Genomic DNA, 19,742 nt, shown 5'->3' on the forward strand with positions numbered 1-19,742 from the left:
GCCGGTCGACGACCCCTCATCGACCCACGACAACCAGGCAGTGATGTACAGCAGTTCCACAGCGGACGCACCCCTTGTCCGCGAACCCCTCCACGCCCCCGTCGCCCACCTCATACGCGGCGGAATGATCGAAGGCATCCACTACGGCTCCGTCGTCGTCCTCGGCGCCGACGGCGAGGTGCAGTTCCAACTCGGTGACATCGAGGCCGCCTTCTACCCGCGCTCGGCGCTCAAGCCCGTCCAGGCCGTCGCCATGGTGCGGGCCGGGCTCCCGCTCGACGGTGAGCTGCTCTCGCTCACCGCGGCCAGCCACTCCGGCGAGGAACGCCACCTCGCCGGGACCCGGCGCATCCTCGAACTCGCCGCGCTCACCGAGGACCACCTGCGCAACGTCCCGGACATGCCGTTCGACCCGGTCGTCCGGGACGCCTGGATCCGGGAGGGCCGCCTGCCCTCCCGGCTCGCCCAGAACTGCTCCGGCAAGCACGCGGCGATGCTGTACGCCTGCCGGCTCAACGGCTGGTCTCTGGAGGACTACCTCGACCCGGGACACCCCCTTCAGCAGGCGATCGCCGAGATCGTCGAGGACCTCACCGGGCAGCGCATCGCCCAGGTGACCGTCGACGGCTGCGGGGCGCCGCTGTTCTCCGTCTCCCTGCACGGGCTCGCCCGCGCCGCCGCCCGGATCACCACCGCGGTGCCGGGTACGCCCGAGGCCCGGGTCGCCGACGCGATGCGGAAGCACGCGGAGATGGCCTCCGGCAGCGGGCGGGATGTCGCGGCGTTGATGCGGGCCGTGCCGGGCCTGCTCGCCAAGGACGGGTTCGAGGGCGTTCAGGTCGCCGCGCTGCCGGATGGACGGGCCGTTGCCGTGAAGATCGCGGACGGGGCGAACCGGGCGCGAGTGCCGGTCGCCGCGGCCGCGCTCGCGTGGGCCGGGGTTGATCCTGAGCTGCTCACCGAGTTCCAAGGTGAGGCGCTTCTGGGTGGCGGACGGGCGGTCGGGTGTGTGCGGCCGGTTCGTTCGCTGGAGCCGGTTGTGGTTTCGGCTTGCGCCTGAGGATGTGCCGGACCACTAGTACGGCGGCTGCGGGCTGGTTGTGGCTCGTCGCGCAGTTCCCCCACGCCCCTGAAGGGCGCTACACCTCACCCTCTCAGAAAGAAGAACCGTTCCCTCATGACCGTCGTCACCCGTAGCGAACACGACTTGCTCGGCGACCGTGACGTCCCCGCCGACGCCTACTGGGGTGTTCACACCCTGCGGGCCACGGAGAACTTCCCGATCACCGGGACGCCGATCTCCGCCTACCCGCACCTGATCGACGCCCTGGCCGCTGTGAAGGAGGCCGCCGCTCTGGCCAACGAGGAGCTCGGTCTGCTGGACCCGAAGAAGGCTGCCGCGATCGTCGCCGCCTGCCGTGAGATCCGGTCCGGCAAGCTGCACGACCAGTTCGTGGTCGACGTCATCCAGGGCGGCGCCGGCACGTCGACGAACATGAATGCCAACGAGGTCGTCGCCAACCGGGCGTTGGAGCTGCTGGGCCATGAGAAGGGCCAGTACGCGTACCTGCACCCCAACGAGGACGTCAACCTCGGGCAGTCGACGAACGACGTCTACCCGACCGCCGTCAAGGTCGCGACGGTGTTCGCGGTGCGCGGGCTGCTCAAGGCGATGTCCGTGCTGCAGGACTCCTTCGCCCGCAAGGCGGTCGAGTTCCGCGACGTGCTCAAGATGGGCCGTACGCAGTTGCAGGACGCGGTGCCGATGACCCTCGGCCAGGAGTTCTCCGCGTACGCCGTCATGATCGATGAGGACCGGTCCCGGCTGGCCGAGGCGGTGGAGTTGATCCATGAGATCAACCTGGGCGCCACGGCCATCGGTACGGGGCTGAACGCGCCCGCCGGGTATGCCGAGTCGGCCCGCCGCCACCTCGCCGAGATCACCGGGCTCCAGCTGGTCACCGCCGCCAACCTGGTCGAGGCGACCCAGGACTGCGGGGCGTTCGTCCAGATGTCCGGCGTGCTCAAGCGGATCGCCGTGAAGCTGTCCAAGAGCTGCAACGACCTGCGGCTGCTGTCGTCCGGGCCGCGCGCGGGCCTGGGTGAGATCAACCTGCCGCCGGTGCAGGCCGGTTCGTCGATCATGCCGGGCAAGGTCAACCCGGTCATTCCCGAGGTCGTCAACCAGGTCGCCTTCGAGGTGATCGGCAACGACGTCGCCATCACCATGGCCGCCGAGGCCGGACAGCTCCAGCTCAACGCCTTCGAGCCGATCATCCTGCACAGCCTCTCGGAGTCGATCACCCATCTGCGGGCCGCCTGTCTGACCCTGGCCGAGCGCTGCGTGGACGGCATCACCGCCAACACCGAGGCGCTGCGCCGGAGCGTGGAGAACTCCATCGGCCTGGTGACCGCCCTGAACCCGCACATCGGGTACACGGCGGCCACCGACATCGCCAAGGAGGCCCTCGTCAGCGGCCGGGGCGTGGCCGAACTCGTCCTGGAGAAGGGCCTGTTGCCCGCCGACACGCTCACCGACCTGCTCCGCCCGGAGATCGTCGCGGGCAGCGGCCAGGCCCTGGCCTGACCAGCCGGAACAACCCCTCACCTCGGGATGCGCGCCGGGAGCGGCGGGAAGGCACAATGGTGATCATGGCAGCGTCGACGTCGTCACTGACCTTCCAGCCGATCCTGGAGCGCATCGCGGAGGAGATCGAGCGGACCCCCGGCCGCGGCCGCCCCGCCGACTACATCCCGGCCCTCGCGGCCTGCGACCCGCGCCGCTTCGGCATGGCCGTCGCGGAACTCGACGGCACGGTGTACGGCGTGGGGGACTGGCGCGAGCCGTTCTCCACGCAGTCCATCACCAAGGTCTTCACCCTCGCGCTCGACCTGGCCCGCGAGGGCGACGCCCTCTGGGAACACGTGGGCCGGGAGCCCTCCGGCAACCCTTTCAACTCCCTGGTCCAGCTGGAGTACGAGAACGGCATCCCCCGCAACCCGTTCATCAACGCGGGCGCCCTCGTCGTCACCGACCGCCTCCAGAGCCGTACCGGAGACGCTGCGGGCGAACTCCTCGCCTTCCTCCGCGCCGAGAGCGGCAACCCGACCCTCGATTTCGACAAGGACGTCGCCGCCTCCGAGTCCACACACGGCGACCGCAACGCCGCCCTCGCCCATTTCATGGCGTCCTACGGCAACATCGACAACCCGGTACCGGCCCTGCTCGACCAGTACTTCCGGCAGTGCTCGATCAAGGCCTCCTGCGCCGACCTCGCCCTCGCCACCACTTTCCTCGCCCGCCACGGCGTCCGCGCCGACGGCACCCGCCTCCTCACCCGCAGCCAGGCCAAGCAGGTCAACGCGGTCATGCTGACCTGCGGCACCTACGACGCGGCGGGCGACTTCGCCTACCGGGTCGGCCTGCCCGGAAAGAGCGGCGTGGGCGGCGGCATCATCGCAGTCGTACCGGGCCGCTGCACGCTGTGCGTGTGGAGTCCGGGCTTGGACGAGCGGGGCAATTCGGTAGCAGGAGTGGCAGCCTTGGACAGGTTCACAACCCTGACAGGCCTGTCAGTGTTCTGACGGAACCGTTCGACATGGGGGCGGTGATGCCGTTAAGGGGCGCGGGGAACTGCGCGACACGCCCCACCGACCCGCACCCTGCGAACAACCGCACCAGGCAGACGGATCCCAGTCCGCAACGCCCTCGCATCAGATCACCGGCACGTCACACTCCGGCTCACCCCCGGAGGGCCCCGCGTCAACTCAAAGCCACCCGGCGTTGACACGCTGCCCGAGTGTTGGCCATGGCTTTCCCCCTCGACCTCCGCCGCTGCCAGATCCTGGGTCTGGCCGGCACCGCCTTCCTCGCCCTGGGCGGTGAGACGGCCGGCGCCCTGCCGGTCCGGGAACTCCTGGCCCCGAGCTCGGTGCACGCCGCCCTGGGCCTGGTCGGCGTGTACTTCGGTGTCGTCCTGCTGATAGTGGCGTGGCTGCTCCTCGGCCGCCTTGTGCGCGGCGCCGACCCGCCCGCGCCGCGCGACCTGCTGCTGGTGCTGGCCGTGTGGGCCACCCCGCTGCTGATCGCGCCGCCGCTGTTCAGCCGGGACGTCTACAGCTACCTGGCGCAAGGCGCCATGGTCGACGCCCACATCGACGTCTACGCGTACGGTCCCGCCCACCTCGGCGGCCCGCTCGCGGACGAGGTCGCCCCGCTGTGGCGGCACACCGGCGCGCCGTACGGCCCGGTGTTCCTCGGCGTCGCCTCGGCCCTGTCCGCGCTGACCCGCGGTGAACTCCCCGCCGGGCTCCTCGGCATGAGGCTCATAGCGCTGCTCGGCGTCGCCCTGATGGCGGCCGTGCTGCCGCGCCTCGCCCGGCACAGCGGAGCCGACCCGGCCGCCGCGCTGTGGCTGGGCGCCCTCAACCCGCTCGTGCTGCTGCACCTGGTCGCGGGCGCGCACAACGACGCGATCATGCTCGGTCTGCTCGGCGCCGGCCTGGTCGCGGCGCTCGGCCGGTGGCCGGTCCTGGGCGCCGTACTCGTCACGCTCGCCGCGCTGGTCAAGGCACCCGCCGCGCTGGGCCTCGCCGCGGTCGTCCTGCTCCGGATGCGCTCCGGCCACCACCCGGCGAGGGCCGTCCTGAGCACGGCGGCCGCGTCCGCCGCCACCACGGTCGCCGCGACGGCCGTCGCGGGCACGGGATACGGCTGGATAGGAGCCCTGGACACCCCGGTCTCCCCGCAGAACTGGGCGCTCACCAGCCTCCTCGGCCGTGCCACCGAGTCGCTGCTCGCCAGGGTCGGCAGCGATCTGGCGCCGCTGGCCGTACCGGCGTGGCACGTCTTCGGCCTCGTGCTCACGGCGGTCCTGGTGCTCCTCATATGGTGGCGCTGGCGTCCGCGCCCGGTGTACGCGCTCGGTCTGAGCCTGGCGGCCGTGGCCGCGTTCGGACCGGCGATCCGCCCCTGGTACGCCCTGTGGGGACTGTTCCTCATCGCCGCCGCTGCGCCCAGTACGTCGGTACGGCACCGGGTGGCCGCCGTGACGGGTGTGCTCGCGCTGGCCGTTCTGCCCAGCGGCGGTGCCGCGGACGCCGGTCAGCTGGTGCTGGCGGTCTCCGGGGGCGTACTCGCCGTGGTCGTCCTGTGGCAGGCGCATCTCGCGGCGCAGACCCCGGCGTTGGAGCGCACCGCATGAGACTTCCCCGCACCGGCCGCGGCCGGCTCGCCCTGGTCCTGGTCCTCGCCGCGGCCGTGACCCTCTTCACCGCGACCGTGCCGCTGCTGCGCGACTGGTTCGACCTGCGCGTCTACTACGGCACCGTCGACAGCTGGATCCACCACGGCGGCCGTATCTACGACTACCGGGTGCCCGGCACCACGTACGGCTTCACCTACCCGCCGTTCGCGGCCGTCGTCATGCTGCCCATGGCACTGGTCGATCTGCATGTCGCGATCGCGGTGGCGCTGCTGCTCAACCTGGCGGCCCTGGCGTTCGCGCTGCGTGTGCTGGCGGGGCCGGCCTGGCGGCGGTACGGCTGGTACGGCGGTGCGCTGGCGGTGTGCGGGCTCGCCCTGTTCGAACCGCTGCGGGACACCTTCAGCTTCGGCCAGGTGAACATCCTGCTGCTGGCTCTCGTGCTGCTCGACTGCTGGTTGCTGTCGACGGGCCGGGAGCGCTGGGCGGGAGTGGGTATCGGTCTCGCGGCGGCGATCAAGCTGACGCCGGCCGCGTTCATCGGCCTGCTGCTGGTGGCCCGGCGACGGCGAGCGGCCGCCGTGGCCACTGCCGTCGCCGCCGCCGCCACGGCACTGGCGGCCTGGGTGGCGCCCGACGCGTCCCGCTTCTACTGGACGCACGCGATGTGGGACACCACCCGCGTGGGCCGCCTCGACTACGTCTCCAACCAGTCGTTGCAGGGCATCCTGGCCCGCTTGGACGTCTCCAGCCGCGCGGTCTGGGCGGTGGTGGTCCTGCTGGTGCTGGGCGTCTGGGTGGCGCGCACGCGCCGGGCGGCCGTGGCGGGGGACTGGACGGCGGCGTTCGCCCTGACCGGGCTGACCGCCTGCCTGGTCAGCCCGATCACCTGGGTGCACCATCTGGTCTGGCTGCTGCCGTCCTTCGCCGTCCTGGTCCGCGCCGACCGCCCGCGGATCGCCGCCGCGCTGTACGCCGTGCTCTGCACCAGCGTGGTGTGGCTGTGGTTCGACGACGCGTCCGGCGTCGACGGCTTCCTCGGCAGCAACACCTACACCTGGATCACGCTGGGCCTGCTGCTGTGGCTGCCGGTCGGTCAGCCCGGCGTCGACGGCTCGACCCTGCCGCGCGTCACCAGCGACACGGCACCCGCACCCATTCCGGCGGCGCCCACGATCACGAAGGCCTCCGGCCAGCCGACCCGGCCTTCGGGTTCCACCGCGGCGACCACCGGCAACGTCGCCGGCCCGGGCCTCGGCTTGGCCCGCAAGGCGTCCAGCGACCCCACCGGCTCGACCCGCCCCGCCGCCCCGAACCCCCAGTCGAGCAGCTCGCCCGCCTCTTCGTAGACGGCGAACCCGCCCGCGCGGGGGTTCATCACCGTGACGACGAGTGTGCGCTCACCCCGGCGGGCGGCGGCGACCAGCGTGTTGCCCGCATGGCTGGTGTAGCCGTTCTTGATGCCGATCAGGCCCGGATACCGGTCCACGCCGTCCGCGCCGGTCAACAGCCGGTTGGTGTTCCGGATCTCGTACGACCAGCCGCCGCCCCTGCCCGGGAACCGGGCCGCTGCCGTGCCGCAGTACCGCGCGAACTCGGCGTTGCGCAGCCCCGCCCGGCCGAACACCGCCAGGTCGTACGCCGATGACACCTGACCGGGTGTGTCATACCCGTCCGGCGACAGCACGCGCGTGTCGAGCGCACCCAGCGCACGGGCCTTGGTCTGCATACGGGCGGCCGTGGCCCGCCAGCCGCCGTTCAGCGCGGCCAGCACACGCACGGCGTCGTTGCCGGAGCTCAGGAACACGCCGCGCCACAGATCGGCGATCCGGTACGTGTGCCCCTCGGCGACCCCGACCAGACTGCTGCCGGGCCCGATCCCGGCGAGCTCCTCCTCGCGCACCGTGTGCCGGATGCCGCCGGGCAGGGTCGGCAGCACGGTGAGGGCGAACAGCGTCTTCAGGGTGCTGGCGGGCGGCAGCCTGCGGTGCGCGTTGTACGCGGCGAGCACCTCGCCGGAGTCGGCGTCGGCCACCAGCCACGACAGCGCGGAGGGGTGCGGGAGCCGGGGCGCCCCGGCGTGGGGCCGCACATGGGGGCCGGACCGGTACAGCAGCGCGGGCTGCGGTGTCACGGCCCGGTGCCCGCCGGGCGGGTCGGCGTCCTGCCCGGTGCGGGCGACCGCGGTGGCCGGCGCGAGCGCCAGCAGACCAGCCGCGCACAGCGCGCAGGTGGACACAAGAGCCCGGGTGGTAAATCCGATCTTCATACCGCCAACGTAGGAAGGGTCCCGCCGTACAGCGCGCTGCCCGGGCCGGTCGGGGTGCGCCTGCACCCGTACGGGCGATTCTTGCCGGGTGTGTCATTCGCCGGGCAGCGTGGGCTGGATCCGCCGCAGGAACGTGGCGTTGTCGGGCGTCTCGCGCATCCGCTCCAGGAGGGTCTCCAGGTGGGACTGGCCGTCCCGGGTCTGCAGCGCCCGGCGCAGACCGCGTACGGCGGCCAACTCGGCCGTGGGCAGGAGGAGTTCCTCGCGGCGGGTGCCGGAGGGGTTGATGTCGACGGCGGGGAAGACACGGCGGGAGGCGAGGTCCCGGCTGAGCCGCAGCTCCATGTTGCCGGTGCTCTTGAGCTCCTCGAAGTAGAAGTCGTCGGCCCGGGAACCGGTCTCCACCAGGGCGGTCGCGAGGATGGTGAGCGAACCGCCCTCCTCGGCCAGGCGTGCGGCGCCGAAGAACCGCTTCGGTCCGTGCAGCGCGGCAGCGTCTACGCCGCCGCTCAAGGTGCGGCCACTGGAAGCGGCCGCGTTGTTGTGCGCCCGGCACAGCCGGGTCAGGGAGTCGAGCAGGATGACGACGTCCTCGCCCGCCTCCACGAGCCGCTTGGCCCGTTCGATGACGAGCTCGGCGAGCGCGATGTGCTGCTTGGGCGCCCGGTCGAAGGTCGAGGCGTACACCTCGCCGCGCACCGAGCGCCGCATGTCGGTGACTTCCTCGGGGCGTTCGTCGAGCAGCACCACCATCAGCCGGCACTCCGGGTGGTTGCCGGCGACGGCCGCCGCGATCTGCTGGAGCAGCACGGTCTTGCCGGTCTTGGGCGGGGCCACGATCAGGCCCCGCTGGCCCTTGCCCACGGGCGCGATCAGATCGGCGACCCGCCCGGTCAGGCCGGACGCCGGGTGTTCGAGACGGATCCGCTCACGCGGGTGAAGCGGCGTCAGCTCGCCGAAGCCGCGGCGGTTCTTGCCGGGGGTGCGGCCGTTGACGAGGGTCACTTCGCCGAGTGCGCGCTGGGCGCCGTGTACACCGTCGACGAGGTCCCCTTTGCGCAGGCCGTAACGGCGGATCAGGGCGGGGGAGACGGGCAGGTCGGAGGGCGACGGAAGCAGGTTCTCGGCGCGCAGATGGCCCTTCCCGTTCGCGTCGATGTCGAGGACACCGGTGACGGCTCGGGACGGGGGCTGCTGCTGGACCGGGGGGTGTTCGAGTGTCGTGGTCATGAGGGGTGGTCCTTTCAAGGACGGAAGGCATGGGACATGCGAAAGGGAGGGATGTTGCCGCGGACATCGGGAAGGCGGACGGAGCGCCTTCGTGCGGCGGGAAACAGCACCTCGGATACGGCAGGGCCGCTGGTCACGAGATGATGAAGTGAAGCCGGTTCACCCACCGGCGAACTGAAGGAGGAACAGCACCGGCGCCTACGACGGGCGTACACAAGTGCTAAGGGGACGGTACCACGCTGGTTCAGCGTGTGGCGAGCAAACCGTACAGCAAGGGGATGCGCGGCTCGGGAAGCCGCCACCAGCCGGACGGCGTCCGCACCATCTGCGGCCAGCGCGGCCAGGGCAGCTCGTCGCTCTCCGTGAGGCGCCGGATGGTCAGTCCCGCATCCACCAACGCGTTGACGACCTCGCTTATTCCGTGCATCCACTCATAGCTGTCCGTGGCGCCCTCGACGGCGGGACCGTCGGTGTAGGTGTGCGTCGCGTCCCGGTGCACGGCGCCGTCGCCGCCCAGGTAGTCGTGGCGCAGCAGCAGCTCAGGGCCCTCGCCCGCACCGGGTTTCGGGCCGAGGGAGTTGAGCAGCGGATGGAACTCGACGATGTACAACCGGCCCCCGGGCCGCAGGAGTTGGGCCACGACCCCGGCCCAGCGGTCGAGGTCCGGCAGATAGCACAGCGCGCCCTTGCCGGTGTACACCACGTCGAACTGCCGCCCCTCCAGGGCCGGCACGGCGTCGTACACATTGGCCTGTACATAGGTGACGTCGAGCCCCGCCTTCTCGGCGATCCCGTTCGCGGCGGCCACCGACGCCCCGGAGAAGTCCAGGCCGACGGCCCGCGCCCCGCGCCGCGCGAAGGCGATCGTCTCGGTGCCGAGGTGGCACTGGAGATGGAGCACGTCGCGACCGACAAGCTCACCGAGGTCGTCCCATTCGAAGGTGGCGAACCAGCGCGTGGGATCGAGGTCCTGGTCGAGGCCGTAGAAGCGGCTCGCGAGATGGACGGGCGTGCGGGCGTCCCAGTTCGCCTGGTTGGCCGACATCATCCGCGCGTGCTCGTCGGTGCTCATGAGGACATCCAACCGTGAACGGGTCACGCGCGGCGGCAGGACTTCCGGACACGGGCGGATTCCCGATCGGTGGGGCCGGACGGGACCGTCACGCCGAGCGCGCCTCCGCCTCCTTCGCGATCTGCTCGAACTGCGCCCCCATCGCCTCGGCCAGCGCCTGCGCGCCGGACAGCGGGCGGACCATGACCATGAAGTCGTCGATCAGCCCGTCCTCGTTCACCCGGAGGAAGTCGCAGCCGGTGATCTCCCGGTCGCCCACGCGCGCGGTGAAGACCAGCGCGTGGTCGCGGCCACCCGGGTCGTTGATCTCCCGCACATAGCGGAAGTCCTCGAAGACTCGCACCACGCCGCGCAGGATGGCCGCCGTGATGGCCTTGCCGGGGTACGGCTTGAACACGACCGGGCTGGTGAAGACGACGTCCTCGGCCAGCAGGGCCTCCACGGCGTCGAAGTCGCCTGCCTCGACCGCCTCGCGGAACGCGTGCATCGGATCACCTCGTAGTCAATTAATTGAGTAGGTGCCGATGAGAATAATCACCTGCTGTTACCGTGTCCACATGTCCCTCAAGTACGCCGTCCTCGCCGCCCTCCTGGAGGGCGAGGCCTCGGGCTACGAGCTCTCGAAGGTCTTCGACGCGTCGTTCGCGAACTTCTGGCCCGCGACCCCGCAGCAGCTCTACCGGGAGCTGGAACGACTCGCGCAGGACGGCCTCGTCGAGGCCCGGGTCGTGCGGCAGGAACGCCGGCCCGACAAGCGGATGTTCACCCTCACCGAGACCGGCCGGGAGGATCTGCGCACCTTCGCCGCCGAGCCGCCCCGGCGGCCCACGGCCGTCCGTGACGAACTGCTGATCAAGCTCCAGGCCATGGAGGACCCCGAAACCACCCAGGCCCTGATCGAGGAGCGCATGACGTGGGCGCGCGGCAAACTCGACCGCTACGCCCGAGTACGTGACCGACTCCTCGACGGACGCACCGAGGACGAGTTCCTGCGGGACTCCGACCGCGTCGGACCGTATCTGACGCTGTTGCGCGGCATTTCCTTCGAGGAGGAGAACCTGCGCTGGTGCGAACGGGTGCTCGCCGTCCTGAAGCAACGCGTCGCCGCGGGGTGACCCGGATGTTCAGCCCCGAAGGTCCCTCCCCGCGCGAACTCGCCGTGCAGGCCCTGTCGTCCGTCGAGCGCGGATACGACCTGCTCGCCCCGAAGTTCGACCACACCCCCTTCCGTACACCGGAGTCGGTACTCACCGCGGTCGCGACGGCACTCGACCGGACCGGCCCGTACGACGACGGCCTCGACCTGTGCTGCGGGACGGGCGCCGGTGTGGAGGTGCTGACCGAGGTGTGCCGGCGCAGCGTCACCGGGGTCGACTTCAGCGCCGGCATGCTCGATGTCGCCCGGCGTCAGGCGGTGGCCGGGGGAGCCCGCGTCGCCTGGGTGCGCGCGGACGCCCGCGCCCTGCCGTTCACCTCCGCCTTCGACCTCGTGGTGAGCTTCGGGGCGTTCGGCCACTTCCTTCCCCGTGAGCTGCCGGGCCTGTTCGCCCAGGTCCACTCCGTGCTGCGGCCCGGTGGAACCTTCGCCTTCCCGATCGTGGCCCCGCCCCGGCCCACGTCCCCCGCGTACTGGATGCTGCTCGGTTTCGACGCGGTGATGCGGGTGCGCAACGCGGTTTGGCGCCCGCCCTTCGTCATGTACTACCGGGCCTTCCGGCTCGGTGACGTCCGTGCCGAGCTGGAACGGGCCGGCTTCCGGGTGGAACTCGGGGCCCTGCCGGAGTTCGGGCGGAGAGCGGACGGGAGCCCACGGGTGCGGATGGTGGTGGCGCGCCGTCCTGACTAGGCGGGTCGGCACCACCTCGCGCCGGTCGACGACAACCCGCTCCACATCTCCGGCGCGGCTCCCGTCGTCGGCCGCCGCACGGCGAGCGGCGTCTTCACCGGCCACCAGAACGGCGTACCGGTCATCCACGGCTCGGCACTGTCCGGCTCGCGGATCGCTCTCCGGAGGTGACAAGGTCGAGCTGACCGCCTGGATCCGCTTCCTGGACGGGCCGCGTCCTCGCCGCCCCGGCGGCCGTCACCCGTCACCGACATCCTGCCGTCCGCCCTCTACGCCCGCTGGCGCACCCCGTGCCCGGTACCCACCGCACAACTCACCGTCCACTTCACCGACGCCTTCGACGACGGCGTCCACGAGGGCTGGGCCCTCGTCCGGATCCGTACCGAGCAGGCGGGCGGCGGCTGGGCCGTCGACGACAGCGCGGTCTGGTCGGCGGACGGCCGGTTGCCGGCACTGGCCCGGCAGGCAAGGGTCGTGCGCTCTCAGCCCGCCGCCGGCAGCGTGAACTCGTAGACCAAAGCGTCCTGTTGGGCGTCCATGACGAGGTCCGTGACCTCCAGGGGGCGGGCGTACTGATCGTGCACGCGCCGGGTCACCCGTACCGAAGGTGCGCCCGGGAGCCGGGTGATGGCGTCGCGGTGATGCAGCGTGAGGCCCGCCCGGCGCATCCAGTCGTAGGCGCGGCGCAGCTCGGCCGCCCCGGTGCCGTCGGCGCGGTCGCGACAGCGGGCCAGCTCTGCCACCTCGGCGAGCGCCACCGCGGAGAACGACGTGACGGCCGTACGGCGGCCGTGGCCGTCGGCGCCCGCGGACTCGTAGCGGTGCACCAGGGTCGGCCGGTACGGGGCCAGCCCCAGGGCCTCGGCATGCTCCGGCGGGGGAGTCTCCCAGGCGACCGTCGCCCGGTCCACCGCGCCCGGGGCCGTGGACCGGGCGCCGACCGGGAAGGTGAGCGTCGAGGGGATCTCGACCGGCGGACCGGACAGGGTGGCATGGCTGCCCCGTCGGTCGGTGCTGACCAGACCGCTGTGGCGCAGCACCTCGAGGGCCTGCCGTACGGTCTCCCGGCTGACCCCGAAGTGGAGTGCCAGCCGGCGCTCCGCCGGGAGCCGTTCACCGGGCGGGATGGTGCCGTCGCGCAGCTCGCCGAGCAGTTGGGTGGCGATCCTCCAGTACAGCGGCTGCGCTTCGGTGAGCGGGCGGTCGTGCGGGGTGGTGCGGACCATGCCGCGCCTCCTGTTTGGTGACGTGTGGTAGCCGTGCGGGTTCGTTGCGCCACCAGATCCAAGCATTGGTCTAAACCAGAAGGGAAGGGCGGCCTGTCACTTCGGCCGAAACGGCCCGCGTGAACCGGCGCTCACAGAGCCCCGTACACGGCGTCGATCAGCGCCGTCTTCCTCGGGTCGTCGGCGATATGAGGCCCCATCCGGTTCATCGCGTAGCCCAGCGACACCCCGGCCTCCGGATCGGCCAACCCGCACGAACCGCCGAAGCCGTCGTGTCCGAAAGCCCGCGGGTTGGGTCCGTACGAACCGTTCTCCCCGCTCAGCCACAGGCCCAGCCCGGCCTCGGTCTCGTTCTCGAACCCGGCCCCGAGCACCAGATCGCGACAGCTGCCCTGGCCCTCGCGGACCCGCTCGGCGGCCTCGGGTGACAGGACACGGTGGCCGTCGTACGTCCCGCGGCCCGCGAAGATCCCGTACAGCGCGGCGATGGCCCGTGCGGTGCCGTGCCCGTTCGCGGCGGGGATCTCGGCGGCCCGCCACTCGGGGGAGTTGGCCTGTACCGCCCCCACCGCGGGGTTGGCCAGCGCGGCCAGGGCGGCGGGCGCCAACTGGCTGAAGATCGCCTTCTGTTCACTGCTCGACGCGACCGGCGGCTGCACCAGCTCGGCGGCCCGCCCGGACTCCTTGGGCGGCAACCCGATCGCGAAGTCGATCCCGAGCGGCCCGGTCACCTCCCGCTCCAGGAAGGCACCGGGCAGCAGCCCCGACACCCGCCGCACGACCTCCCCGACCAGGAACCCGTACGTGAACGCGTGATACCCGGACCGCGTCCCCGGCGCCCACCACGGCTCCATCGCCGCGAGCCGCTGGGTCGTCAACTCCCAGTCGCAGAGCTGCTGGAACGAGTGCGGCTCCCGCAGACCGGACAGACCGGCGCGGTGCGACAGCAGATGCCGTACCGGGATCTGCTCCTTGCCCGCCGCGGCGAACTCCGGCCAGTACCCGGCCACGGGGGCGTCCAGGTCGAGCAGCCCCCGGTCGGCGAGGACGTGCGCGCACAGGGCCGTCGGGCCCTTGGTCGTCGACCACACGTTGACCAGCGTGTCCCGCTGCCACGGGCGGCTGCGCGCCGCGTCCGCCCACCCGCCCCACAGGTCCACCACTGTCGCGCCGCCGACCGTGACCGCGACGGCCGCGCCCAGCTCCCCGCGCTCCCGGAAGTTCGCCTCGAACGCCGTCCGCACCGCCGCGAACCGCGGATCGCAATGCCCGTGCACCGCCGGCTCGTGCTCCGTCATGGCCCCACCCCTTGTCCTCCGCCGGGAATCCGGGCCGCGAGGCCGCGGCCCGGATTCCTGAACGTACCGACTGGTCGGACTGGGTGGAAGGAGCCGAACACGCCGACCTGGCTCAGGCGTGCGCGCGCAGCCAGTCCAGCTTGGCCGCCTCGTGGAACGGGCCACCGCCCTCGTGGTCGTTGAAGTCGTACACCTCGATGGCCTTCTCGTCGTGGGCCCAGGCATTGAAGGCAGCGAAGACGGTGGAGGGCGGGCAGGTCTGGTCCTCCAGGGCCGCCGAGAACAAGGCGGGCGCCCGGCCGCGGGACGCGAAGTGGACGCCGTCGAAGTAGGACAGGGTGTGCAGGGCGTCCGAGGTGCGGCCCCGGTGTGTCTTGAGGTAAAGGCCGATCTCGCGGTACGGGTGACGGTCCGTGAGAGTCGCCGCGCGCGGGTAGTCGCACAGGAAGGGCACGTCGGGCGCGATCGCCGTCAGGTCCGGTACCAGGCCGCCCACGGCGATCGTAATGCCGCCGCCCTGGCTCGCACCGATCGCGACCGTGCGCGAGGCGTCGGTCAGCGGATGCGAGCGGGCGGCCTCGACGGCACGGACCGCGTCCGTGAACACCCGGCGGTAGTAGTAGTTCTCGGGAGCGTCGATGCCCCGCGTCATGAAACCGGGATACGCGGGCGCGGACCCCACCGGGTCCGGTGTCCCGCCACCGGCGCCCCAGGCGCTGCCCTGACCGCGCGTGTCCATCATGAAGTGCGCCCGGCCCGAGGAGGCCCACAGGAGGTTCTCGTGCGGCAGGCCGCGTCCCCCGCCGTATCCGATGAACTCCACCACCAGCGGCAGTGGCTCCGTGGCCCCGGTGGGCAGCCGCAGCCAGCCCTTCACCGGGTGACCGGCGAAGCCGGCGAACGTCACGTCGTACACCTGCACCGTGGACAGCCCCGTGTCGACCGGCTCGAACCGGGCGTCCAGGTCGTGTCCGCGCGCCTCGTCAAGGGTCTTGCCCCAGAACGAGTCGAAGTCCTCGGGCTCGACGGACTCGCTGCGGTACTCGCGCAGTTCGTCGAGCGGAAGGTCGAACAGGGCCATCAAGGACCGCCTTTGCGAAGAGGACTGCCAATGATCACACCGTACGTGGGAGGTCGGACGACTCGCCAGATCTTTCCTGTGCCCAGCGCCTACGATGACGCCATCACGTCTGTCGTCGATTCCCCGGTGAAGGCTACGGATCTGCTGGTCAGGGACGCCGGACTCCTCGTCGTGGACGGAGGGAGGGAGATTCCGGGCGGTTGGCTGGCCGTCACCGGTGATCGGGTCACCGCCGTCGGCACGGCCGGGAGCGAGCCCGAGGCCCGCACGACGGTCTCGGCGGCCGGACGACTCGTCACACCGGGCCTGATCAACACGCACCACCACACGGCTCGCTGTTCGACTGGCTGACCACCTCTACCCGCTCTGGGCGGGCCTCGACGAGGAGGCCGCCCACGTGTCGGCGTACGTCGGCATGGCCGAAACTGCTGATGGGCGGCTGCACCACCTCGACCCATGGGCCCGGGTCATGCCAGGCCGTGCCAGGTCATGCCCGACGGCCCGTCCACTCCGGCTCCGTCGCGGCCCACTCCTGCTCCCATTCGGCCAGGCGGCGGCGCATCGCAGTGTGGCGTACGGCCAGGTGTCCGAGCAGGATCACGCCGACCGTGCCGCCCGTGGCGCAGACCCCGACGGTGACGGCGTGCTGCAGGACCGCCCCACCGTCCGGAGGCGGGGCCACGCTCCGGCCGCGGGAGTCCAGCCACACGTCGATCGTCTCGCCGTTCCGCGTGCCCGCCGGGACGCGCGCCGTGGCCGTGCGCGCTGTGCCGTCCGGCTCCGCCCAGCGGACCGTCGTCCGCGCGGACGGCTGCCGTCCGCCGTGTGCCATGGGGAGCGTGTCGGCGTGCCTTCCGACGACCTCGGCCCGGACCGGCCGGCGATCGGCGCGCTGTTCCCGGGCCGTCGCCCGGGCGCTGTCATGGGCCCACCAGGCCGTGAACACCCCTACCAGGGGCGCCATCACGAGGATCAGGACGGCCACAACCCCCAACATCCACGCCTCGACGACATCCGACCGGCGCCGCAGCGAACTGCGCCGCCGGTGTCGGTCACGCACCAGGTATCGCATGGCGTCCAGGTACCCCGTACACAGGACATCGTTCCTGACGATCCCGGACAGACATGCGGCCTCGCTGCGGACCGCCGGTCAGCCGAAGCGCTCGATCCGGATACGGTCCACGGGCTGACCGGCCGCGACCAGCAGCCGGGACGCGTGCTCGGCGAAGCCGTTGGAGCCACACACATAGGCCTCCCACCCACCGGGAGGCTCCTCGGCCAGGAGTGGCGCCACATGTGCGGCGGCCACACGTCCCACAGCCACACCCTTCGGCGCACTCCGTGTGAACACGGGCGTCGTCTCCGCGCCGTACTCCCGCGAGTAGATCAGCTCCTCGGGGCTGCGCGCCGACACCAACAGCCGCAGCGGCACGTCCAGGCCCCGGGCCCTGTGGTGGCGCACCATCGACATCAGCGGTACGACACCGGAGCCGGCGCCGACGAGCAGCGCGGGCCGGTCGCCGGGCCAGGCGAAGAAGCCGCTGAGCGGGCCGCGCACCTCGACCGTGTCACCGGGCTCGGCCACCGAGTGGAACCAGCCGGACACCTCACCGCCCTCGACATGGTCCAAGGTCAGTTCGATGTGCCCGGAGTCGTCCGGCGCGGACGCGATCGAGTAGTGGCGCTGGGCCACATAGCCGTCCCGCGCGGTCAGCCGCAGCATCAGGTGCTGGCCCGGCAGATGGCCCGCCCAGGCCGGCACCGCGAGCCGGAAGGTGGCGGCGTGCGGGGTCTCGCGGCGGATCTCGGTGATCGTCGCGGTCTGCCACAGCGCGGCGGCGCGGTTGCTGACGGCGATCCGCCCGGGCACGGCGAAACGGGTCGGGGGAGCGAAGGTCTCGGTCACAGCCGCCTCGGTCACGGTCACGTCAGTCACAGTCACGCCGGCCACAGTCACGTCAGTCACCGGAGTACCGCTGCTCCTCCCAGGGGTTGCCCCGGGCGTGGTAGCCGTTCTGCTCCCAGAACCCCGGCTCGTCGCGGTCGAGGACGCGCAGCCCCGCGATCCATTTGGCGCTCTTCCAGAAGTACAGGTGCGGCACCAGCAGCCGGGCCGGGCCGCCGTGCTCCGCGGCGAGCGGCTCGCCGTCGTACTCCCAGGCGATCCAGGCCCGTCCGCCGGTCAGGTCGGCGAGCGGCAGGTTGGTGGTGTACCCGGTGTGCGAGTAGGCGACGGCATGTGTGGCGGACACATGGGGCCGGACCACATCGAGGAAGCTGTCCAGCGAGACGCCCCCGAACCGCACCCCGAACTTCGACCAGCTCGTCACGCAGTGGATGTCGCCCTCGTACACCGACGCCGGCAGCTCGTGGGCCTGCTCCCAGCTCCAGGTGCGCGGCTCCTCCACCAGGCCGTCGACGCGGAAGGTCCACTCGGCGGGCATCAGCTCGGGGGTGACCTCGGCTGACAGCACGGGCCAGTCGTCGCCCGCGTCGTACTGACCGGGCGGAAGCGCGGCGTTCTGGACGCGTGGGCGTCCGGTGAAGCCTCGGGTGACGTTCATACGAGGGGTGCCTCCAGGCCGCCATGGTCGACGGCCCGCGGGTCGAGCGTGATCGGTGTTTGCTCATTCAACCGTACGCGCTCCACCGACCCGCCCCGAGTCGGGCCGGTTGGGGTAGGGTTGCCGTCCGGTCGGGGCCGTCCCGATCGTGTTGGAGTCCAAGGAGGTGGGACCCATTACCGCTGTGTCAGGTCGGGTGCTCTCACCTCGAGTCGGCGCGGACCACCGCCGGTAGGCGACCGCGAGAGCACCCTTCGGCTTCCGAAAGGCTCTCGGTTTCCATGCCACCTCTCTCCTCCCCGTCTTCCTCCCCTGCCTCTTCCTCCTCCCCGTCGCCACTCACGCCCGACGCCGTCGTGTCCGCGCTGCGTGCCGCCGGCTGTGTCTTCGCCGAGGACGAGGCCCGGTTGATCCTGGCCGCCGCCGACACCCCGGACGAACTCGCCGCGATGGTGGACCGGCGCGTCACCGGACTGCCCCTCGAACTCGTGCTCGGCTGGGCCGAGTTCCGCGGGCTGCGCATCGCCGTGGAGCCCGGCGTCTTCGTGCCCCGCCGCCGTACCGAGTTCCTGGTCGAGCAGGCCCTCGCCCTTGCCCCGGGCGCCTCGGTGGTCGTGGACCTGTGCTGCGGCTCGGGCGCGGTCGGTGCCGCACTGGCCGCCGCACTCGGTCGCGTCGAACTGCACTCCGCCGACATCGACACGGCCGCGGTGCGCTGCGCCCGCCGTAACGTGGCGCCCTTCGGCGGCCAGGTGCACACGGGCGACCTGTTCGAGGCACTGCCCGGCAGCCTGCGCGGCCGCGTCGGCATCCTCGCGGCGAACGTGCCGTACGTACCCAGCGACGAAGTCGGGCTCCTGCCGGCGGAGGCCCGTGACCACGAGCCGCGCGTCGCCCTCGACGGCGGTCCGGACGGCCTCGACGTCCTGCGCCGGGTCGCCGCCGAGGCCCCCCGCTGGCTGGCGCCCGGCGGCTGTCTCCTGGTCGAGACGAGCGAACGCCAGGCGCCGACGGCCCTGGAGGCCTTCACCCGCAGCGGCCTGTCGGCGCGCCTGATCGTCTCCGAGGAGCTGTACGCGAACGTCGTGGTCGGCCTCGACCCGGCCGGAGGCTAGGAGGCCGCCGCACCGCTGAGCGAAGGGCTCTCCGAGGGGCGGGAGTCCGGTGCCTCCCAGTGGCGCGGTCCACGGAACTCGTCCCGCCAGTCGCCGCCGGGACCCCGGTGCTCCTTCCGGTCCTCCTTCAGCTCCTTCCATGTGCCCGACAGCACGCGGGAGGCTGTCCTGGTGTCGTCGTCGGACCGCGTGCCCACGAGGAAGGCGGTCTCACCCTTCTTGAGGTCGCCGGCGCCGGATTCCTTCTTCCCGTCATGACGGACGGTGGCCTCCGAGCCGACGGTCCACGTCCACTCGGCGCCGTCCTCGCTCCTGACGGTGACCTGGTCGCCGTCCACCTTCTGGACGGTGCCGCGCTGCCAGATCCGTACGATCCACTCGCCGCTGTCCGGGTCCTTCACGGTCGTCTCCCCGTGCACGCCGCCGCCGAGGCCGAGCCGCATGCCGGGCCCGTGCCGTCCGTCGGGCCGGTCCGGCGACGAGGATGCCGACGCCGACCCGTCGGCCGAGGGCGAGGCCCCCTCGCCCGGGCCCGACGAGGTCGCGGCGTAGGCGACGGTACCGCCGAGGGCGAGTACGGCGACCGTGGCCGCCGCGGTCACCACCCGGGCCCGGACGGACTGCCGCTGCCACAGCTGGCGTACGCCCCCGCTCCTTGGCCCTTCCCGCGCCGGGCCGCCCGGTCCCGTGAGGACCTCGAACTCCGTGCCGGCCGGCTCACCGTCGGCGTCTCGTGCCTGATCCGGATCGTGTGTCACCGCTCGCTCCCATCGGTCACAGCACCCGGCATCCCCATGCCATGCCTTGCTGTGATTGTGGGTTGCGGACGATAAGGAA

At 71.9% G+C, this 19,742-nt stretch carries 20 protein-coding genes and 1 pseudogene; 10 read left to right on the plus strand and 11 right to left on the minus strand.

Features of this window, described 5'->3' with window-relative positions:
* Positions 1–43: 43 nt before the first annotated feature.
* The 5 genes from ACZ4UU_RS30700 to ACZ4UU_RS30720 all read left to right on the plus strand — a co-directional run bounded on the left by ACZ4UU_RS30700 (position 44) and on the right by ACZ4UU_RS30720 (position 6,553).
* Positions 44–1,060 carry an asparaginase gene (locus tag ACZ4UU_RS30700; protein WP_471906817.1) on the plus strand — a complete coding sequence of 339 codons (1,017 nt, stop codon included), beginning with the start codon at positions 44–46 and terminating at the stop codon, positions 1,058–1,060.
* Positions 1,061–1,177: 117 nt separating this feature from the next.
* Positions 1,178–2,587 (plus strand): aspartate ammonia-lyase, encoded by a 1,410-nt coding sequence (gene aspA, locus ACZ4UU_RS30705; RefSeq protein WP_471906636.1) that lies wholly within the window; start codon positions 1,178–1,180, stop codon positions 2,585–2,587.
* Positions 2,588–2,643: 56 nt separating this feature from the next.
* A complete protein-coding gene (locus tag ACZ4UU_RS30710; RefSeq protein WP_471906637.1) occupies positions 2,644–3,585 on the plus strand; it encodes a glutaminase in 942 nt (313 codons plus the stop codon).
* Positions 3,586–3,809: 224 nt separating this feature from the next.
* On the plus strand, positions 3,810–5,204 hold the full coding sequence (gene mptB / locus ACZ4UU_RS30715; RefSeq protein ID WP_471906638.1) for a polyprenol phosphomannose-dependent alpha 1,6 mannosyltransferase MptB: 1,395 nt from the start codon (positions 3,810–3,812) through the stop codon (positions 5,202–5,204).
* On the plus strand, positions 5,201–6,553 hold the full coding sequence (locus ACZ4UU_RS30720) for a glycosyltransferase 87 family protein (RefSeq protein ID WP_471906639.1): 1,353 nt from the start codon (positions 5,201–5,203) through the stop codon (positions 6,551–6,553). The genes mptB and ACZ4UU_RS30720 overlap by 4 nt, the downstream gene beginning before the upstream one ends.
* An 80-nt stretch (positions 6,554–6,633) precedes the next feature.
* Here ACZ4UU_RS30720 and ACZ4UU_RS30725 read toward each other — a convergent pair.
* The 4 genes and pseudogenes from ACZ4UU_RS30725 to ACZ4UU_RS30740 all read right to left on the minus strand — a co-directional run.
* Positions 6,634–7,473: pseudogene (locus tag ACZ4UU_RS30725) on the minus strand (D-alanyl-D-alanine carboxypeptidase family protein); the annotation flags it as partial.
* 93 nt (positions 7,474–7,566) lie between these two features.
* Positions 7,567–8,703, minus strand: coding sequence for a transcription termination factor Rho (gene rho, locus ACZ4UU_RS30730; RefSeq protein ID WP_471906640.1), 1,137 nt, complete (start codon positions 8,701–8,703; stop codon positions 7,567–7,569).
* A 244-nt stretch (positions 8,704–8,947) separates the two neighbouring features.
* Positions 8,948–9,775 carry a class I SAM-dependent methyltransferase gene (locus ACZ4UU_RS30735; RefSeq protein ID WP_471906641.1) on the minus strand — a complete coding sequence of 276 codons (828 nt, stop codon included), beginning with the start codon at positions 9,773–9,775 and terminating at the stop codon, positions 8,948–8,950.
* An 88-nt stretch (positions 9,776–9,863) separates the two neighbouring features.
* Positions 9,864–10,262 carry a nuclear transport factor 2 family protein gene (locus ACZ4UU_RS30740; RefSeq protein ID WP_471906642.1) on the minus strand — a complete coding sequence of 133 codons (399 nt, stop codon included), beginning with the start codon at positions 10,260–10,262 and terminating at the stop codon, positions 9,864–9,866.
* A gap of 70 nt (positions 10,263–10,332) precedes the next feature.
* Here ACZ4UU_RS30740 and ACZ4UU_RS30745 point away from each other — a divergent pair, with 70 nt between their 5' ends.
* The 3 genes from ACZ4UU_RS30745 (at position 10,333) to ACZ4UU_RS30755 (ending at position 12,134) form a co-directional block, all read left to right on the plus strand.
* Positions 10,333–10,890 carry a PadR family transcriptional regulator gene (locus ACZ4UU_RS30745; RefSeq protein ID WP_471906643.1) on the plus strand — a complete coding sequence of 186 codons (558 nt, stop codon included), beginning with the start codon at positions 10,333–10,335 and terminating at the stop codon, positions 10,888–10,890.
* A 5-nt stretch (positions 10,891–10,895) separates the two neighbouring features.
* A complete protein-coding gene (locus ACZ4UU_RS30750; protein ID WP_471906644.1) occupies positions 10,896–11,621 on the plus strand; it encodes a class I SAM-dependent methyltransferase in 726 nt (241 codons plus the stop codon).
* A gap of 255 nt (positions 11,622–11,876) precedes the next feature.
* Positions 11,877–12,134, plus strand: coding sequence for a hypothetical protein (locus ACZ4UU_RS30755; protein WP_471906818.1), 258 nt, complete (start codon positions 11,877–11,879; stop codon positions 12,132–12,134).
* Here the strand turns inward: ACZ4UU_RS30755 and ACZ4UU_RS30760 are convergent.
* The 3 genes from ACZ4UU_RS30760 to ACZ4UU_RS30770 all read right to left on the minus strand — a co-directional run bounded on the left by ACZ4UU_RS30760 (position 12,104) and on the right by ACZ4UU_RS30770 (position 15,226).
* Positions 12,104–12,847 (minus strand): GntR family transcriptional regulator, encoded by a 744-nt coding sequence (locus ACZ4UU_RS30760; RefSeq protein ID WP_471906645.1) that lies wholly within the window; start codon positions 12,845–12,847, stop codon positions 12,104–12,106. The genes ACZ4UU_RS30755 and ACZ4UU_RS30760 overlap by 31 nt on opposite strands.
* Positions 12,848–12,978: 131 nt before the next feature.
* On the minus strand, positions 12,979–14,145 hold the full coding sequence (locus ACZ4UU_RS30765) for a serine hydrolase domain-containing protein (RefSeq protein WP_471906646.1): 1,167 nt from the start codon (positions 14,143–14,145) through the stop codon (positions 12,979–12,981).
* A gap of 112 nt (positions 14,146–14,257) precedes the next feature.
* Complete coding sequence (locus ACZ4UU_RS30770; RefSeq protein WP_471906647.1) at positions 14,258–15,226, minus strand: acetylxylan esterase; 969 nt, start codon at positions 15,224–15,226, stop codon at positions 14,258–14,260.
* Positions 15,227–15,352: 126 nt separating this feature from the next.
* Between ACZ4UU_RS30770 and ACZ4UU_RS30775 the strand changes: the two genes are divergently transcribed.
* Positions 15,353–15,577 (plus strand): hypothetical protein, encoded by a 225-nt coding sequence (locus ACZ4UU_RS30775; protein ID WP_471906648.1) that lies wholly within the window; start codon positions 15,353–15,355, stop codon positions 15,575–15,577.
* 136 nt (positions 15,578–15,713) lie between these two features.
* Here ACZ4UU_RS30775 and ACZ4UU_RS30780 read toward each other — a convergent pair whose 3' ends face one another.
* The 3 genes from ACZ4UU_RS30780 to ACZ4UU_RS30790 all read right to left on the minus strand — a co-directional run bounded on the left by ACZ4UU_RS30780 (position 15,714) and on the right by ACZ4UU_RS30790 (position 17,790).
* Positions 15,714–16,298: an Rv1733c family protein gene (locus ACZ4UU_RS30780; protein WP_471906649.1), complete on the minus strand. Its 585-nt coding sequence runs from the start codon at positions 16,296–16,298 to the stop codon at positions 15,714–15,716.
* 78 nt (positions 16,299–16,376) lie between these two features.
* A complete protein-coding gene (locus tag ACZ4UU_RS30785) occupies positions 16,377–17,132 on the minus strand; it encodes a ferredoxin reductase (RefSeq protein ID WP_471906819.1) in 756 nt (251 codons plus the stop codon).
* Between the two features lie 52 nt (positions 17,133–17,184).
* The gene (locus ACZ4UU_RS30790; protein ID WP_471906650.1) at positions 17,185–17,790 is read right to left on the minus strand and encodes a sulfite oxidase-like oxidoreductase; all 606 of its coding nucleotides are present in this window, start codon (positions 17,788–17,790) and stop codon (positions 17,185–17,187) included.
* A gap of 281 nt (positions 17,791–18,071) precedes the next feature.
* Here ACZ4UU_RS30790 and ACZ4UU_RS30795 point away from each other — a divergent pair, with 281 nt between their 5' ends.
* Positions 18,072–18,905 (plus strand): putative protein N(5)-glutamine methyltransferase, encoded by an 834-nt coding sequence (locus ACZ4UU_RS30795; RefSeq protein ID WP_471906651.1) that lies wholly within the window; start codon positions 18,072–18,074, stop codon positions 18,903–18,905.
* Here ACZ4UU_RS30795 and ACZ4UU_RS30800 read toward each other — a convergent pair.
* Entirely contained in the window at positions 18,902–19,663 is a 762-nt protein-coding gene (locus tag ACZ4UU_RS30800) for a hypothetical protein (protein WP_471906652.1), read from the minus strand. The two genes, ACZ4UU_RS30795 and ACZ4UU_RS30800, sit on opposite strands and share 4 nt — an antisense overlap.
* Between the last annotated feature and the right edge of the window lie 79 nt (positions 19,664–19,742).

Source organism: Streptomyces sp. NPDC028907, assembly GCF_055564995.1.

Bases quoted from the DNA above. Each gene is read 5' to 3' on its own strand.
- aspA (WP_471906636.1), top strand. From the start codon at position 1,178: ATGACCGTCGTCACCCGTAGCGAACACGACTTGCTCGGCGACCGTGAC.
- ACZ4UU_RS30735 (WP_471906641.1), bottom strand. From the start codon at position 9,775: ATGAGCACCGACGAGCACGCGCGGATGATGTCGGCCAACCAGGCGAAC.
- rho (WP_471906640.1), bottom strand. From the start codon at position 8,703: ATGACCACGACACTCGAACACCCCCCGGTCCAGCAGCAGCCCCCGTCC.
- ACZ4UU_RS30750 (WP_471906644.1), top strand. From the start codon at position 10,896: ATGTTCAGCCCCGAAGGTCCCTCCCCGCGCGAACTCGCCGTGCAGGCC.
- ACZ4UU_RS30770 (WP_471906647.1), bottom strand. From the start codon at position 15,226: ATGGCCCTGTTCGACCTTCCGCTCGACGAACTGCGCGAGTACCGCAGC.
- ACZ4UU_RS30760 (WP_471906645.1), bottom strand. From the start codon at position 12,847: ATGGTCCGCACCACCCCGCACGACCGCCCGCTCACCGAAGCGCAGCCG.
- ACZ4UU_RS30790 (WP_471906650.1), bottom strand. From the start codon at position 17,790: ATGAACGTCACCCGAGGCTTCACCGGACGCCCACGCGTCCAGAACGCC.
- ACZ4UU_RS30710 (WP_471906637.1), top strand. From the start codon at position 2,644: ATGGTGATCATGGCAGCGTCGACGTCGTCACTGACCTTCCAGCCGATC.
- ACZ4UU_RS30740 (WP_471906642.1), bottom strand. From the start codon at position 10,262: ATGCACGCGTTCCGCGAGGCGGTCGAGGCAGGCGACTTCGACGCCGTG.
- ACZ4UU_RS30700 (WP_471906817.1), top strand. From the start codon at position 44: ATGTACAGCAGTTCCACAGCGGACGCACCCCTTGTCCGCGAACCCCTC.
- ACZ4UU_RS30720 (WP_471906639.1), top strand. From the start codon at position 5,201: ATGAGACTTCCCCGCACCGGCCGCGGCCGGCTCGCCCTGGTCCTGGTC.
- ACZ4UU_RS30765 (WP_471906646.1), bottom strand. From the start codon at position 14,145: ATGACGGAGCACGAGCCGGCGGTGCACGGGCATTGCGATCCGCGGTTC.
- mptB (WP_471906638.1), top strand. From the start codon at position 3,810: ATGGCTTTCCCCCTCGACCTCCGCCGCTGCCAGATCCTGGGTCTGGCC.
- ACZ4UU_RS30780 (WP_471906649.1), bottom strand. From the start codon at position 16,298: ATGCGATACCTGGTGCGTGACCGACACCGGCGGCGCAGTTCGCTGCGG.
- ACZ4UU_RS30745 (WP_471906643.1), top strand. From the start codon at position 10,333: ATGTCCCTCAAGTACGCCGTCCTCGCCGCCCTCCTGGAGGGCGAGGCC.
- ACZ4UU_RS30795 (WP_471906651.1), top strand. From the start codon at position 18,072: ATGCCACCTCTCTCCTCCCCGTCTTCCTCCCCTGCCTCTTCCTCCTCC.